The organism is Mesorhizobium sp. CA8 (genome assembly GCF_020164955.1).
In the GTDB taxonomy this organism is placed as follows: domain Bacteria; phylum Pseudomonadota; class Alphaproteobacteria; order Rhizobiales; family Rhizobiaceae; genus Mesorhizobium.
Window position 1 is genome coordinate 1 of sequence record NZ_JAIUHG010000037.1, and the last position, 16,128, is coordinate 16,128.

Consider the following 16,128-nt stretch of genomic DNA (forward strand, 5'->3'; position numbering starts at 1 on the left):
GTGGATCCGGTCGCTCCGGTTGAGCCCGTGGCACCAGTTGCTCCAGTGGCGCCGGTATCGCCCGTCGCGCCGGTTGCCCCGGTCGAGCCCGTGGCACCAGTTGCTCCGGTCGCACCGGTCGCACCCGTGGATCCGGTCGCTCCAGTCGAACCTGTTGCACCAGTGGCCCCGGTAGCTCCGGTCGAACCTGTTGCACCAGTCGAGCCAGTTGCTCCGGTATCGCCCGTCGCACCGGTGGCGCCGGTCGCACCGGTGGCGCCGGTCGCCCCGGTCGAGCCGGTGGCACCAGTTGCTCCAGTGGCGCCGGTACCGCCCGTTGCACCCGTGGATCCGGTAGCTCCGGTTGCGCCTGTTGCACCAGTCGAGCCAGTTGCTCCGGTATCACCCGTCGCCCCGGTAGCTCCGGTCGAGCCTGTTGCACCAGTAGAGCCAGTCGCTCCAGTTGCTCCGGTATCGCCCGTCGCACCTGTGGCTCCGGTTGCTCCCGTAGAGCCGGTTGCTCCAGTCGCTCCGGTCGAGCCGGTGGCACCAGTTGCTCCAGTGGCGCCGGTATCACCCGTCGCACCCGTAGCTCCGGTTGCCCCGGTCGAGCCAGTCGCTCCAGTATCGCCCGTCGCGCCTGTGGCTCCGGTTGCTCCCGTCGAGCCCGTGGCACCAGTTGCTCCAGTGGCGCCGGTATCGCCCGTCGCACCTGTGGCCCCGGTTGCTCCTGTCGAACCCGTTGCTCCAGTAGAGCCTGTCGCTCCGGTCGCGCCGGTCGAGCCTGTGGCTCCGCTTGCTCCCGTCGAACCTGTGGCGCCCGTAGAGCCAGTCGCCCCCGTCGCGCCGGTGGAACCCGTCGCGCCCGAGGCACCTGTCGGACCGGTGGCTCCGGTGGCGCCCGTAGCACCTGTTGCACCCGTCGCGCCCGTGGCTCCGGTAGCTCCGGTCGCCCCCGTCGCCCCCGTTGGACCTGCCGGGCCTGTCGCACCTGGGGCACCGCTGGACGTGACGGTCAGAAGGCCCCCGGTAAAGTGGTTGCCATCATTTCCTGAGCCACCGGGGCTGTTGATAGCCGTCGTCGTAAAAGTATAGGTTGGAGGATTGGTGGCAGGAACAACAGGCGTAAGTGTGCCGTATAGATGAAATCCGGAATCGTAGATAAGGTACGTATGAGTGGCGTCTGGGACAGTTATCGTTATCGAGAAGTTTGGTGCTGCTGAATTAGCCGCTGACGGAAGATTGAAACTGCCAACGACTGTGTCGTCTGTGGTAGCTACCGTACTATTAGTATCAATAAGGTAGTATGTATTGATATTTTTGCTGGACCCAGAATCTATAGTGCCGTTGAGCGTCAGGTCGCCCGCAGCAAGGACCCCGGCATATTGCGCCAATCCGTTCGAGGTCAGCGGCGGCAAGGGAGTGGACGCGCTGGCGGACAGCTCCCAGGCGCCGCCCAAGGCGGCCGCGCCAACCGGCGCACTGGATGCGCGAATATCCGCCCCGACCGCTGCTTCCAGCGCCGCAACGAAAATCTGGCCCGAACTGCCCGCCGCCGTTCGACAGCTCCACAGCCGCAGCTCGCCCTCGGCAGTGAGCGCCCTGCCTATTGCGGTGAAATCCGCGACGGCATCTTTCAGCGTGGCGGTGGACCACTCTCCCGCGGTGAATTGAACCCGTCCCGGCGCGCCATGCGCCATGATATGAATCGCATCCAGTGCTTCCTGCCCCGCGAGCTCAGCCGCGATCTGCTGCGCCGCCGGGCGGCGGGCATCGAGCACGACCGCCCGAACCTCAGGCCTAAGATTGCCGAGAACGGTGTCGAGATCGGAGATTGAGGGGTCCAGAAACAGAATTTCAGAGGCACGGGCCATGACTGGCTCCTGTTGGCTTTGAATTCAATTCAATGGAAAATCGCGCGTTGGCGCGGCCAGCGAGCGCTCGCAAAAAGGGGCTTGGGAACAGTCATCTTCCAGATGGACCCACGGCGCCGCCAGGATGCCCGACAGCGGGGGTTTCTACACGGAGGAAGCTGACGGCCTCAAAATTCCCGCCACCGTCAAACGTGCCAATAGCGAGCGATCGGGCGGTGCTTGGGATTTTCACGGTGAGCGCAACGGCCAGGCTTTGCTTGACGGCCTTAGGAAGGACAACCTGGCCAACGATCGCGCTCTTGGCGGTATCGAGAATGAAATAGGTTTCATTCTCGGTTATATCGCCGATGGGCAAGACGCCCCGAATGGTAACTTCCATTACCGCAAAGCCTGCCGTGTAGCTCATCACAGTCCTCCTGATTGGCCGGCGGCTGCGCCGCCGCATTTACTGTTTCGTACCTTGATGTTTCAGTCGGTGCCGCGGGCCCGCGATCGAACCAGGTGGCTCGGGCTCGCGGATCCTGAAAATCGGCCAATTCCAAGGAGTGATTTCACTCGTTGGAGCGCATCAGCGAACGACCGACTGACGGCTGTTCGCAAGTCGTTGGGAGCTGAGAGATTCGGATCAATTGGGGGTGCAGCCAGACGGATTGCCGCATCGGTACAGCGTCGCTGGGCGGGGGGTATCACTCGAACCACCGTGGACTCCATCACGCGCATCGCAATCTTTCGACTACGACTAGTGAGGGAACCGACCCGCTTGCGAGGGGATACTTAATTGGAAGCCACCAAGGAATGACAACATCCTGGTCAACCACGATGCTGCGCCCTCACGCATCAAGTGGCTGTACTCCCGAACCCAAGCTTCGCAGACATTCGCACCGACGGTCTCCCGCACGGCCGCGATTACCCTCTCCTTAATTAGATATTAGTAAATTCGAAAATTATAAACTTGTAAATAGCTTCGTTAATAAATTACGAATTGCACGAGAGCAGCAACAGCCATGCCGTCAACCTAGCAATGCAGTCCCAAGCCCAAACGTTGTGGGAAATCCGGCGTTTAGATCGAGCCGCTCCCGTGCAACCAAAAAAATGCGGCAAGGTCGGAACACGGCCCGCGGACCAGCTGGTGCCGGTCAGCTCAGTTGGCTCGACCGGAAGTTGCAGCGGGCCTGTCCAGAGCGCGATGCCGCCGCAGGATGTCTCAAGAGCCGCACGGAGGAGCGAGAGTGGAGCAGATCGGGCAAAACCGGTCCAGCGCTTTTACGAAATCATCCAAACGACCGAAGCAGCAGCTCGGGCGTTTCGTAAGGATATGGATGGTTGCGCATCCGAATAAACCGCTGTCTCATATGGCACCGCGAGACAATCACCAAAGCCTCTGCTCACAATGTTCCGTGGAGTCCAGAGTCAGCGAATGAGTACCGCAAAACGTCTCTGCCTGAATATGATCGTCAAGAACGAGATGGCCAATCTTGAGCGCTGTCTCGGCGCGGTTGCCGATCACATTGACTGCTGGGTGATTGGCGACACCGGCTCGGCCGATGGGACGCAGGATTTCATCCGCTCTTTCTTTGCCGCCCGCAACATACCCGGCGAGTTGCATGAGTTCCCGTTCCACAATTTCGAGCAGGCGCGCAACGCGGCCCTCGAGCATGCCTACGCCTCGAGCCTCGGCTACGACTACTTGCTTTTCGACGACGCCGACATGGAGCTCGTCGTTGAGGATCACCGGTTTCGAGAGCAGCTCGATGCGCCGGGCTACCGGCTCCTCCAAAAATCGGAGTCTGGCCTCGCCTACTGGAACACGCGTCTGGTGAGGCGCACATCGGGCGCGCGCTATCACGGTGTGACCCACGAATACATAGACGTGCCTGATGGCGTGCACGAACTGCGGGGTATCTGGTACAAGGACCATGCCACAGGTTCGAACCGCGTTGACAAGTTCGAGCGTGACATAAAGCTCCTATTGGGAGCTCTGGACAAGGATCCGGAAAACCATCGCTACTGGTTCTACTTGGCGCAATCTTACCGGGACGCCGGGCGGACGCCGGAGGCGGCGGTGGCGTATGCCAAACGCGCCGCAATGGGCGGCTGGGACGAGGAGGCATGGAACGCCCGTCTCCAGGAGGCTCGCTGCCTAAAAAAGATGGGCGACGATGCCGGTTTCATCCAACAGGCCCTCGCCGCGTTCAACGAGCGCCCGCAGCGCGCCGAGCCGCTCTATGACCTTGCCCACCACTATCGCGAGAAGGGCATGAACGACGCGAGCGTGCTGTTTTCGGAAGCCGGACTGGCAATCAAGCGACCCGAGCAGGACATCCTGTTCCTCGAGGACTTTGTCTACACCGCAGGACTGTGGGAGGAGTATTCGATTGCCGCGAACTACGCCCGCGATCCGGCGCGCAAGGACCGCGGTTTCGCGGCTTGCAACTGGCTTGCGCTTAATCGGGAAATCGGAGACGGGCCGAGAGACTTGGCGCGATCCAATCTTTATTTTTACATGCGGCAGGCGAATGAGATCATGCCATCCTTTAAGGCGCGACGGATCGGTTTTGCCGCGCCAGTGGGTTATGTGGCAACCAACCCTTCGGTAGCGCGCCTGGGCGATGGAATCGTGCTGCTGCAGCCGACCGTCAACTGCACGCTGACGAATGGCGGCCAATACGCAACGCCCGCGGGCGCGCCGATCACCACGCGCAATTTCCTCCTGCGCCTCGACAGCGATCTCGTCACGAAGGACGCAAGCGAAGTGCTGCAGCCGTCCGATCTGCCGTCGCCCCCCTACGATCGGGTGCTCGGTTTTGCGGACATGCGGCTGTTCGCCTGGCGCGACAAGCTTTGGGGAATTGCTTGCGTGCGGCAGCTCGCGCCGGATGGATCGTGCGAGCAGGTACTGGCGAGAATCGAAGACACTGGCCTCGGATCGCATATCCTTACCGACTGGCGCGTCATTCACCCGGCCGGCCAACGGCAGCACGAGAAGAACTGGATGCCGCTGGTCGAGCCCATTTCTGACGGCAGCGACCGGTTCCGTTTTGTCTCTCTGTGCGGTCCCACGAAGATACTGGACGAGAACGGGCGTACGGTTTCGGAGCAGGAGCCGATGATCGCCGCGCCACAGTTCAGCGGCAGCTCGCAGGCGGTTGTGTTCGACGGCGGCTGGCTGGCGCTGCTATACGAGGCACGTGCCGGGCCAAACGAGGGCCTGCGTTATCACCAGCACCGCTTCGTCTGGTTCGACGATGCCCACCGGCTGGCCAAAGTTTCGCGGCCCTTCTACTTCCATGACAAGGGCCCGGAGTTCGCTGCCGGGCTCGCCTGGCATCCAGACGCCAAGCGACTCATGATCTCCTACGGCGCAGGCGACAGCGAGTCTTGGATTGCGACCGTGCAGGCCGACCAGGTCACCGTATTGCTCGACGACGTTGCGGAGCTGGCTTCGGGGGTGAGCGTTGCCGGTGCTGGCGTCAAGCCGTCGCCATCCCTCAACTCGCCTGGCGCCGGAAATTCCGGCCAGATCGGGTTTGACAGCGGCAGCGGAGGCGCGAACGGCGCCGGCGCACCCGTCGAGCCGACGTCTTTCGCGTTCCGCGGGACAACAGAGGAATTCTTCCACAAGTTCGCGCCATTCCTGCAAGCGGTCGACTCGCCGGCGGAACGGCAAAGGCAATCGCGGGATTTCGATCGGCGCATACTGCCGTTCATCAGCGATGGCGCGGCTCTGCCGCAGATCCACTGCTTCTACGAGGTGCTGTCCGACAAGGTCGAGCACGGCACTCTGGTCGCCGCCATCACCTCGATGAGGGCGGCCGGCCATCCGGTGCGCGTGTGGAGTTATTCTCCGAAGAGGTTGGAGTTCCTGCTGCCGCATGGCGTTGAGGTCAGTGCCGCCGAAGACGTCATGCCTCGCGCTATGTTCGAGCGCATCGTCTCCAGTTCCGAGATCAGGTACTTCAGCGATATCTTTCGCTATGCCGTGCTCTACGAGCATGGCGGGCTATGGATGGATTCCGACGTCGTCATGCTGCGGCCGTTTCCCTTCAGTGGCGATCATTTCTTCAATCTGCAATGGCGTGGATCGCACAAGGGTCATTTTGTTTGTGGCAACGTTATCTACGCCAAGCCCTACAGCCGACACCTCAGGGCGCTTTATGAAATGTCCATCGAGCGCTTCCACGCGGCAGCGGGGAAGGAATTCGGTGACATCGGACCAAAACTGCTGTCCGACTACATCGCCTCGGATGCCGGCTCCGAGTTGCACGGCCAGGTCTTCAGCCCGATGTTCTTCAACTCGATCGACTGGACAGAGACGGACAGATTTGGAAAGCCGATCGCGGAACTGGCAGACTATTTGAACGACGATCGCGTTTTCGGCATCCACCTTTGGACGGCGCGCAACGAAGCCCGGACCAGCGGCGGTGGGCAGCCCTTGATCTCGCAGCTAATCACACCTGCTGATGGTTTCCCGGCACTCACAAATCTCGCCGACCGCTTCAACACTGACAAAAACCGGCATATCGGCAACCGTCATGCATACGCCAGGATCTACGATCGCCTGCTGTCGAGCCGCCGGCTATCCTTGCGGAGGCTTATGGAGATAGGGCTGTGTCGCGTGATGTCGGAGGGCCAGACCGAGACGCCTTCCGTTGCGCTGTGGCAGAGCTATTTTCCTTTCTGCGAGGTGATCGGCGTTGACCTGACGGATTTTTCGCGGCTCAACAACGAAAGGTTCAAATCCTTCGTTTGCGATCAGTCCAAGGCGGAGGATCTTCGCGGAGTGGCCGCGAAGCTCGCACCTGCCTCATTCGACGCGATAATCGACGACGGCAGTCACGCATCCTTCGACGAACAACTGACACTGCGCGAGTTCTTTCCGCTGCTTCGAGATGGCGGCTGGTATTTCATCGAGGACCTCGACTGGCAGCCGCCTGGCGAAGACATCACCAAGATCACGCCGACCAAGACATTGTTGCAGGAAATCAAGGACTGCGGGACCGCACGGTCGGTTGATCCGCTGGGTGTCAGCGCGTTTGCCGGCCAATTTGCCGAAATCCTGTTCTTCGACAGCCACTATGAGCTCGACCGGGCGCAATTGCTCGGCGGGCTCGTAGCCGTCCGCAAGCGCGCAAGTCTGGATTTTGGACATAACAACGTCGCACGGGTTGGGAAGGCGTCGTGAAAGTCGCAGTCTACACCATCGCGTTGAACGAAGCAGCCAACGCGGAACGCTGGGCCAATTCCGCCGCCGACGCGGACTATCGGATAGTCGCCGACACCGGTAGCACCGACGATACAGTGGAACGGCTGACCGCTGCTGGGGTCACGGTGCACAAGATAGCAATCCGCCCCTGGCGCTTCGACGATGCCCGCAATGCCGCCATGGCGCTGCTCCCCGACGACGTCGACGTGTGCTGTACGATGGACATGGATCGGTTTCTCGAAGCCGGCTGGCGACAGAAGCTCGAGGCCGCCTGGACCCCCGAGACCACGGCCCTTTATTGCCAGACCATATACAGATCCAGTGTCGACGACCCGACGCCGCTGCGAGGGTGGTCGACGAAGAATTTTCATCACCGATGGGGATATCGCTTCAGGCGACCGGTCCACGAGGCACTCGTCTTCGCCGGGGAGAAGGAGGTGACGGCGAACAGCAGCGACATTGTGATGTACGAGGTGCAGGATCTATCCAAGCCGACGCGCAGCAACTACCTGCCGCTGATGCAAGTAGCGCACAAGGAAGATCCCGAAGACGCGCAGATTTGTTTCTGGCTTGGACGGGACTTGATGTGGGCCGGCCAACAGGAGCGGGCGGTCGAACTGCTTGAGCGCTATCTAGCCCTGCCGACAAGCAGATGGGACGAAGAACGATCCGAGGCCATGCGCTATATCGCCCGCATGCAACCGGAGCAAAGGTTGGCTTGGCTGGACAAAGCCCGGATGGAAGCGCCGCACCGGCGTGAGATCTGGCTTGACCTTGCCGAGGAGCTTCATGGCAAGGGCGACTGGCTCAATCTGTTCTGGGCCTGCAGCAACGGCATCGAGAGGACGCGCCGCACTGGAAGCTATCTGGATGACGCGAGTTGCTGGGGTTTTCGATTATACGATCTGGGGGCGATTGCATCGTGGCGCCTGAATGCGATGGACCGTGCTGTCGAATGGGGGCAGTTGGCGCTGCAACTTGACCCAGGCAACGAGCGACTTAAGAGTAACTTCGATTTCTTCGTTCGGCGGCGCAAAGAGGATCGAGAAAGCGACCTTAGCTCATCTCTTGGCCCGGAGAGCCAGATGAACTCATCGGAGACCGGAATAGGTTAACCGAGGTGGAAGACATCTCACCTGGGCACCTCATGTATTGATGCGCACCGACTCTTCGGGCTGTTCGTTGCTGATCACAAGCGGTGGGAGGCAGATATATGCCTTCAGCGAAGGCATGACTCCGTTCATCAGGCAGTCAATTCCCGTGTTGCTTAATCTGAGGCCAAATCCGGCAAAATCCACGATCATGGGGCGTATCGGCAAGCACCAGTCGAGCAATGCACGCGCCCCACGGGGGGAAATCGAGTAACAAACGAGCCCCAGAAGATAGCGTGCGCGAAGAAGGCGGGGTTCGGTTTGTGCTTCTTGGAAATTTTGGATGTTACCCATCACTTCACCGGAAAAAAATTCGAGCCTTGCACCGGTTCCTCCTGGAAGGGCGTCTAGCCAAGCATAGCACCGCAAACTTGCGCTCCACAGGATGAAGTCCCAATCAGCTTTGACGGAGGCCACAAGCGAGTGCATTTCAACTTCAAAGTGACGCGAAAAAATCGCGTCGTCCTCTGCGATGGTGATAGGCTGATCTCGTTGCACTGCCTCCTTCCACAACGCGATGTGAGACACGGCGCAGCCCAGGCTGCCAGCCGTGTATTCCAGATCCTGTGATATGATGTTTTCCTCGACAAGCCGACCGCGATCCAAGCTGCGTCCATCCGCACCGGCAAATCTCTCCACATTTTTCAGATGGGCGTTCACTGTGCGAAATTTTGCCAGTCGATCCAAGCTGCGATCGAGATTGATCACGCGTACGCGGTCCATGATCGACTGCTCACCCCTGCCTCTTGAAGATCCTCGATGCTATTCCAGTTTCGGCTTGTCCGATATCGGGAATAGCAATGTTAAGGCGAGATCTTGTTCGGATACTTGGCTCGGTGGCCGGCAGTTTGGTTATAGCGGCCTCCACCGCTAAAGACGCCTTTCGAAAGGTCCCCTATGCGATGGTGGCAAACGGGCTTCATGACAGTCGGTCTCCTACCCTCCTCACCGCCCCGATCGAACTCGCTGGCGATTGGGGGCATATGCTTCCGCGCACCGCGGAACAGGTCGTTGAGCGCATGCGTCATGCCTGCCTTGATGGTGTCCGTCTTCTTTCCGACCGCCAGCCGGCGCGGCTTCGCGTCGACGAGCACACTTCAGGACAGCCTGCCATCTGGCTTCATCCGGACGGCAGCAGCATGGCGTGGATCATCGTCGATATCGGCGAACGCGACTGGTCGAAGCTGGCCTATCAGTTCGGGCATGAGCTCGGCCATGTCTTTGCGAACAGTTGGCAGGCCGACGCCAAGTTGGCGCCCCCATGCCAATGGTTGGAAGAAGCGATCGTGGAGGCTTTCTCACTGCGTGGCCTAGGGCATCTGGCGAAGGGCTGGAAACAAAACCCGCCCTTCGCCGGCGATAACGCCTTCGGCGATGCCATTGCCGAATACCGCCAGAACATCATCAAACGCTATGAGGCACTCGCCGACACGCAGGGCCTCACCCGCGACCCCGCAGCATGGTTTGCCGGTCACCGAAGCGAGATCGAAATTCCGGGTCTTAATCCATTCGCACAAGCGATGTCCTTGACCGTTCTAAAAGAATACGAGCAGGTTTCAGAATCCATCGAGGCAATTGCCGCCCTCAACCGCTGGCCTGGCCGCAGCGGCGTTCCGGCCGGCGAATATCTCCAGCAATGGAAAGACAGCTGTGCCGAGTTGCATGCCTCACCTCACTTGCCGGTCCGCTTAGGCGAGCTTTTGGGAATACCGCCTGGCACCAAGTGAGGAGCATGCCGGGATACTGAGACCAATCGTGGGTAGCGGATTGGTGCGCTTTGGGCTTGGGCGACTGCTGGAAGCGCGCCAAGCCGCACTCCCTGATTTGCCCCCAAGCCGTGATGCTCGCCGCCGCGGTCTGTGGCTGCACGACATGCCGCGATGACGCCAGGCTTGTTTACCGCCGGCTCTGCCCTCTGGTCGCTGGCAAGCCAGGCGGCGCGTCGCGATGGAGATGCGCATCGAAGATGGCGAGCTTAAGCCCATATGTGAGGCGAGTTTGCGTGTTGCAGGCGTCGCAGATGAAGACCTTGGCGCTCTTGATCCACGATCCTTTTCGGACCACCGCAGTTTCACACCCGGGGCAATGGAAAGTTAGATCAGTCTCGAACAGTTCGCGTGCAAGTGTCATCGTTTCGCCTCCGCCGCTGGAGGTGAAGCAAAATTTATGCCGAGCTTGGTGTTCGAGGCTGATACACGTCATCCGTTCACATGGCGGAAACATCAGTGACTGCTGATAAAATTGCTTAGCCGGCGGTATGCCCAACAAGCCTGCGTCGGTCAGGCCCGGCTCGTGGTCTACCCCGCTACCGGCCGGGCCGCCCGCGCCAAACATCGCATCCGCTACTGCTTCTCAAGCGTCACAGCGGGGCTGGCGGCCGACGTGGTCAGTTCGGATAGCTTGGGCGAGCCGGGCCACGACGGGCAGGGCTTTCCCAGCAGAGAAACGGCCCCAATTCCAACTTGGGGCTGATCTGGCCGATCAATGGCGGCGAGCGCCACGAAGGTCTTTAGAAGCGTTATCTCGACCGTTGGCTGGCTGTCTTTTAAGGGCCTGTGCGCCCGGCTGGTCAACGCGCGGTTTTTGGTATGTCAGGCCGATAAGCAGCCCGAAGTACCCCACCTGCAAAAGCAGTGCTGCTGCTGCGGTCCAAACGCCGGCAAACCACACTAATCCGGTAGCAGTGAAAACCCACGCTGCCACGGCGCTGAGTGTCGCGACCATCCCAACGAAAAACTGCGGAAAATACATCTCCTGCACATTCCCCAACGGAAGAGCACGTCGTATTTCATTATTTTATAAAATACGCAAGTATCTTCGCTACCCACTTGGCTGCCCCTTTGGGCTCGCAGCCGCGACACCGATCGACACAAGACGGTGCGCGTCTGGAGCTGTCGCATCATAGAGCGGTCCCAGAGACCGGGCCGGCAACGCTCGCGAGAGCGGCAACCTTGTCGATCATGGCTAGAACCGCCTGCGGTTTGCTTTGATGCACCATATGTCCGGCGTCCAGGACGATATCCAGCAGTGAGTGGCTTATCTCGGTTTGTAGCCGCAGCGCCTCGGCCTTGGCGTCGAACAGCTGATCGCCGGCGCCGGCAATTATCCCGACAGGAACGGCGATCTCTGCGTACCGGCGATTTGGGAACAGTGCCGAGGCCAGCATCAGGAAGGATTCCGCAGAGATGGACCACAGCTGCGATGGCCGGCTCGCCAATCCCCTTGTCGTTGCCGCGAAAGGCGTCGCGATCGTTGCCGGGTGGAAAATCTTCTTCATCGCCCAGCGCCAGTTCAGCCTGACCAGCGAAGGCAGTATGGCGTGACGCAACACGGTCCCGATCAGGGGCGCCGCCGGCAGCGCGGAGATGGCAAGCGCCAGCCTTGGCGGCGGGTAATGATAGCCAGCGACAACGACCACACCGGCGACGGATCGGGGATGCCGGCGCGCCATCTCGAGCGCTACGGCGGCCCCCCAGGAATGGCCGACAACGATGTAGCGCTCGACGCCGAGTTTTTCGGCCGCGGCCTGGATGAGATCGGCCTGGGCGCCAGCGGTCCAAGGCCCGCCCGCCGGGCGTGGGCTCAGGCCGAAGCCCGGCCTGTCGAAGGCAAGCACGCGATATCTGGCAGCGGCTTCGCCGAAGATGCCGCTTGTCGTGAAATCCTCCGCCGAAGCGCCGTTGCCGTGCAGGAGCAGCAATGATTGCCCATGGCCCGCCTCCAAGAAATGCAGCTTCGTTCCGCGGAGATGGATGAAGCGCCCGAGCGGCCGTCCGGCCAATGCCCGTCTCGCCAGGAGATTGTTGTAGAGCGCCAGCCCAGTCGTCGCCGCCGCAAGCAACAGAAGCAGTTTTCGCCTGGACTTTGCCGTCATGGGAGCAGTCGGGTCGCTGCTCGCCGCGATCAGGCCGACCCTTTCTGAGGCAGCTTTGTCTCTTCCTCGACCTGATCCCGCAGGGTCTGCTCGGGTTCCTTGTTCTCAGCCCCGGACGGCTGCTTTTGCCGGGCGAGCTCGCGATCCACAATTTTGCGCGAGCCTTCCGCGGGATCTTCTTGCGGCGAATCCCTGTCAGTCCCTGTATGCCGGCCGGTCCGGTCGCTGCTTGGGGCCGGTCGCGCGGGACCGTCGTTTTGATGGGGCTTCGTCATCGGATACCTCTGCTGACCAAGTGTCTGCGGCTTGCGGGAAGCAGCTCCAAACCTCTGCGGCCCGCCTTTGTTCCGCGAGCGGCCGGGACGCGTCGCGCAGCCGCCGCTGGCTCCGCAAGCAGGCGGAACCGGTAGCTGCTTCTGAAACAAATGTTGTTGAGGCCGGATTGCTGCGCTCCTAGGAATGCGGCGCGCGCCCGGTTGCGTTGCGTCCGCTCGCGACGGAGGAATAATGTCTAGCGATTCCCCACTCAGCTTGTTGGAATTCGAAGCGCTCAAGCAGGCTGCTTCGAAGCTGTCGAAGGATCACGGCGGAACACTCGACAGCTGGGTTGCCTCGCTGTTCGAAGCCCTGCGCGAGGGAGAAACCTGCCCGAAGGCGCTTCTGGACGCGGTGGTCGCGAGGCTGGAGAAGGAGAGCCGCTAGCCAGCCGGCTTCGGGCGGCCCTCTGCGTCGCCCGAAGTCTCGGGCTCGGCGGCTTCCAGGGCATCGACAACCGGCGCCAGTGAATTCCCCTCATCGGGACTGGATTCCACCTCTCCGGTTCCCGCGGCGGTTTATCGAGAGCGCGTTGGATCGCGTCCTCGATATTGCCGACCTCCTGCTCGCGCACCTCGCGACCGTAGCCGGCGGCGTCGGCATCCTGCTCGAATTGCTGCGCCAACATCGCAACGCTGACCTCGGTATCGGCAGGCAAGTTGCCGACATTCTCCTCCAGCCAGCTGCGCAGGAATTCCTTCGTCGCGTTCATGGAGCGCCTCCTCGCAGCGAGATAACCGGACCGTGGCGCCGAGGTTCCCGCAACGCCGAAACCGCGAGGGACGAATGGATCGATGGATGATCGCTCGGCATGAGCGACATCACGGCTGGCGGCGCGCCGCGCGATCCGTATCGGCTGGGCCGCAGCCACGGCCCTGCTCTCGGCGACCCGGCATGGCGAGGAAGGCCCCACCTCGAAGTTCGTCACGGTGGGCTTCTGGATCTTCCTCTTGCCCATCATCATCATGTTCTCGGTTTTCTTTGCCCCTTACGCTGTCCTCTCCAAGGCGACATAGCGGTCATTCCATCTTCGAATTCAGGTCTGGCGTAACGACGCTGTCAAAAGCAGATGCTTCAGCGATTGAGCACGATGTAGATACATAGATAGATAGATAGATAGATAGATCAGCTTCATTGCCGAGGTTTTCTATGAGCGAGCAAAATCGATGTTCCTGGCGCGAGCGCATGACGATCCTCGGCGATGTCGAGGCGGCATCCTTTCTTCCGTGGATCGAGCGTCATGCCGCCAAGCTCGGGCTCGCGCAGGCAGTATTCGTTGCCGGTCCCGACCGCCTTGAACTCGACATTGCCGGTCCGGCCGAACTCATCGACATGATGGAAATGGGGTGCTCTCTTGGACCAATCGATGTCTGGGTCGAGACCATCCGCCGGGCGCCGATCGAGAGCGAATCGGACTAGGTTTCTGGGCCTGCGGCCCTCTGCCTGCCGAGGTGTCATGCACCTTTTTTAGGCATTATTGCCAGTGAGGAAATGTTGTGCAAACGTAACCCGGCGTATTAGCATATCCTTGACCGCGAAGCTTGGCTCAGGAAGATGCTGGTGCCGTTTTGAAAGTTGATGCATGCCGCCTTATCCCACCGGCTCATGGATGCCTGTTGCCCTCTCCGCCGACTTGCCGGCGGGAACCGTAATGCCGGCGCCATCTCCGGCCGGACCGGTTGCCCTTTGGCGAACCCGCTCCGGCCGTGCGGCGGCCTTCGCCGACAGATGCCCCCATCGCGGCATGCGCCTTTCCCACGGCTTCGTACGCGGTGAGACCCTGGCCTGCATCTATCACGGCTGGAGCTACGCCAACGCGGGAAACTGCCAGCGCATTCCGGCCCATCCGGCATTGACGCCGCCGGACACGATTCGTGTCGCGACGCAGCACGTCGAGGATGGCGGCGGCATCATATGGATTTCGGTTGGCGAACCCGCCGCCGGGCCGCCGCGGTTCGAGGGCCTTGCGCCGCTCCGCTCCATGGTGGTGGAAGCGGGCATCGTGGCGCTGGAGGCGGCCGCGGGCACGAAGGCCGCTGGAGGTCTGCTCGACTACACCCACGATGGCCGGGCCGTCCGGCTGCTGCTTGCTCCCGATGGGCAGGCGCGCACGCTGATGCATGTTTTGGTGGACGAAAACAGCAATCCGGACGAGCGTATCGCCGCGTCGAGGGCCGCCGAGGCGCTGCGGCGGGCGGCCGAGGATATTGCACGCGCCAGGATCGTCCGATGACCCGCAACACGATGATCGACGGATGGTACCCTGTCAGCCTTGCTAGCCAGCTCGATGCGCATGGGCGCAGGACGGCCCTGATGGGCGAGCCGATCGCGGTGAGGCGCGGCGAAGACGGAAACGCGCAGGTCACGGGCGGCAACGGACGTGACCTGCCGGCCTGCATCCGCTATGGCCATGTGTGGTCATCGCTCGGCGATCCACAAAAGCCGCTGTTTGCGATCCCCGAGGCAGATCAGCCGGGCCGCCGGCTCGTCGAAGTCGGGGTGGTGCGCGTGCGCTGCTCGCCATTGCGTGCGGTGGAGAACTTCCTGGACATCGCGCATTTTCCTTTCGTGCATACCGACATACTGGGGGCCGAGCCGCATACGGAGGTGCAGAACTACAAGGTCGATATCCGAGAGGACGAAGACGAGGTTTGGGCCACTCAGGTGAAGTTCTACCAGCCGCAGGCCGCCAAGTCGGCGGAAGGTGGCATCACCACGGAATATATGTACCGCGTGCCCGCGCCGACCTGCTCGGTGCTCTACAAGACCTGCCCGCCTCGCCCGGCGGAATGGGATGTCATCACGCTTTTCGTGCAGCCACTTGCCGAAGACCTGTGCGACGTCTGGCCATGGATGGCGCTGTTCGATGACGAAACACCGATGACCGACCTGATCCATTTCCAGCAGACGATCTTCGTTCAGGACCGGTCGATCCTCGAAAACCAGATTCCGAGGCTGCTGCCGCTCGATCCCGGCATGGAGATTCCCACGCGCGCCGACCTTACCTCGGTTGCCTACCGGCGCTGGCTGAAACGCCACGGCTACACCTACGGCGCGCAACTGGTGGCGCAATGAAGCTCTACGACTACGCGCTGTCGCCGAGCTGCTACAAGGTGCGCCTCATGGCTGCGCTGATCGGTGTGACGCTCGACATCCGCCCTGTCGACTTCCATCCCGGTTGCGAGCATCGCGGTCCTGAGCTCATGGCGCTCAATCCGGCGGGTTCGATCCCGATCCTGGAGGATGGCGACCTCGTGCTGACCGAATCCTCGGCCATGCTGGTCTATCTCGCCGCGAAGGCGGCACCCCAATGGCTGGGCAATGATACGGCCGGGCGGACGGCGCGCGTCCAGCAATGGCTGTCCTTCTCGCACCGGCTGACCGCGAGCCTTGGGGCGGCGCGCTTGCACGAGATGCTGCTGCGTCCGGGCAATATCGCCGCCCTTCGGGAGCAGGGAATAGCGGCTCTGCGGGAGCTGGAAGCCGGCCTCGTCGAACAGCATATCCGCGGCCAGCGCTTCCTCGCATCGGATCGACCGACGATCGCCGACGTTGCCTGCTTTCCCTATGTTGCGCTGGCGCCGGACGGCGGCGTTTCGCTCGACCCCTATCCCGCGATCCGGCTCTGGTCACGGGCGGTCCGCAGTCTCGAGGGCTTCATCGAGATGCCGGGCATCCACCGGCTGCACGAACTGACACCCGCGCCCGTTCTCAAAGTCGGCGAGGCCTGAC

The 16,128-nt window shown here is 61.5% G+C and carries 15 protein-coding genes and 1 pseudogene; 10 read left to right on the top strand and 6 right to left on the bottom strand.

Translation table 11 applies throughout. The features are described 5' to 3' along the window. On the bottom strand, window positions 1-1,853 hold a 1,853-nt coding region (locus tag LB553_RS28150), incomplete at its 3' end, for a DUF4347 domain-containing protein (protein ID WP_224518124.1). A gap of 91 nt (window positions 1,854-1,944) precedes the next feature. Further along, on the bottom strand, window positions 1,945-2,259 hold the full coding sequence (locus LB553_RS28155; protein ID WP_224518126.1) for a hypothetical protein: 315 nt from the start codon (window positions 2,257-2,259) through the stop codon (window positions 1,945-1,947). A 1,011-nt stretch (window positions 2,260-3,270) separates the two neighbouring features. On the opposite strand from LB553_RS28155, the gene LB553_RS28160 reads away from it, so the two are divergent. Next, a complete protein-coding gene (locus tag LB553_RS28160) occupies window positions 3,271-7,035 on the top strand; it encodes a glycosyltransferase (RefSeq protein WP_224518128.1) in 3,765 nt (1,254 codons plus the stop codon). Continuing rightward, window positions 7,032-8,171, top strand: a complete 1,140-nt coding sequence (locus LB553_RS28165; protein WP_224518130.1) for a glycosyltransferase — start codon at window positions 7,032-7,034, stop codon at window positions 8,169-8,171. Before LB553_RS28160 ends, LB553_RS28165 begins: the two co-directional genes overlap by 4 nt. A gap of 30 nt (window positions 8,172-8,201) precedes the next feature. On the opposite strand, the gene LB553_RS28170 is transcribed toward LB553_RS28165, so the two are convergent. Next, window positions 8,202-8,930 carry a glycosyltransferase family 25 protein gene (locus tag LB553_RS28170; RefSeq protein ID WP_224518132.1) on the bottom strand — a complete coding sequence of 243 codons (729 nt, stop codon included), beginning with the start codon at window positions 8,928-8,930 and terminating at the stop codon, window positions 8,202-8,204. 113 nt (window positions 8,931-9,043) lie between these two features. On the opposite strand from LB553_RS28170, the gene LB553_RS28175 reads away from it, so the two are divergent. Next, window positions 9,044-9,934, top strand: coding sequence for a hypothetical protein (locus LB553_RS28175; protein WP_224518134.1), 891 nt, complete (start codon window positions 9,044-9,046; stop codon window positions 9,932-9,934). 754 nt (window positions 9,935-10,688) lie between these two features. Here LB553_RS28175 and LB553_RS28180 read toward each other — a convergent pair. The 3 genes from LB553_RS28180 to LB553_RS28190 form a co-directional block, all read right to left on the bottom strand. Beyond that, entirely contained in the window at window positions 10,689-10,958 is a 270-nt protein-coding gene (locus LB553_RS28180; protein WP_224518136.1) for a hypothetical protein, read from the bottom strand. Between the two features lie 148 nt (window positions 10,959-11,106). After that, complete coding sequence (locus LB553_RS28185; RefSeq protein WP_224518137.1) at window positions 11,107-12,081, bottom strand: alpha/beta fold hydrolase; 975 nt, start codon at window positions 12,079-12,081, stop codon at window positions 11,107-11,109. A gap of 29 nt (window positions 12,082-12,110) precedes the next feature. Beyond that, window positions 12,111-12,356, bottom strand: coding sequence for a hypothetical protein (locus LB553_RS28190; protein WP_224518139.1), 246 nt, complete (start codon window positions 12,354-12,356; stop codon window positions 12,111-12,113). Between the two features lie 232 nt (window positions 12,357-12,588). On the opposite strand from LB553_RS28190, the gene LB553_RS28195 reads away from it, so the two are divergent. From LB553_RS28195 to LB553_RS28220, 7 genes and pseudogenes are all read left to right on the top strand, one after another. After that, window positions 12,589-12,783 carry a hypothetical protein gene (locus tag LB553_RS28195; RefSeq protein ID WP_224518141.1) on the top strand — a complete coding sequence of 65 codons (195 nt, stop codon included), beginning with the start codon at window positions 12,589-12,591 and terminating at the stop codon, window positions 12,781-12,783. A gap of 145 nt (window positions 12,784-12,928) precedes the next feature. Continuing rightward, entirely contained in the window at window positions 12,929-13,198 is a 270-nt protein-coding gene (locus tag LB553_RS28200) for a hypothetical protein (protein ID WP_224518143.1), read from the top strand. A 73-nt stretch (window positions 13,199-13,271) separates the two neighbouring features. After that, window positions 13,272-13,409: pseudogene (locus LB553_RS30865) on the top strand (cytochrome o ubiquinol oxidase subunit III); the annotation flags it as partial. A 136-nt stretch (window positions 13,410-13,545) separates the two neighbouring features. Then, window positions 13,546-13,815: an acylphosphatase gene (locus LB553_RS28205; protein ID WP_224518144.1), complete on the top strand. Its 270-nt coding sequence runs from the start codon at window positions 13,546-13,548 to the stop codon at window positions 13,813-13,815. Between the two features lie 163 nt (window positions 13,816-13,978). Continuing rightward, window positions 13,979-14,629: a Rieske (2Fe-2S) protein gene (locus LB553_RS28210; protein WP_224518146.1), complete on the top strand. Its 651-nt coding sequence runs from the start codon at window positions 13,979-13,981 to the stop codon at window positions 14,627-14,629. After that, entirely contained in the window at window positions 14,626-15,471 is an 846-nt protein-coding gene (locus tag LB553_RS28215) for an aromatic ring-hydroxylating oxygenase subunit alpha (RefSeq protein WP_224518148.1), read from the top strand. Before LB553_RS28210 ends, LB553_RS28215 begins: the two co-directional genes overlap by 4 nt. Continuing rightward, window positions 15,468-16,127, top strand: a complete 660-nt coding sequence (locus LB553_RS28220) for a glutathione S-transferase family protein (RefSeq protein ID WP_224518150.1) — start codon at window positions 15,468-15,470, stop codon at window positions 16,125-16,127. Before LB553_RS28215 ends, LB553_RS28220 begins: the two co-directional genes overlap by 4 nt. Window position 16,128 lies beyond the last annotated feature (1 nt).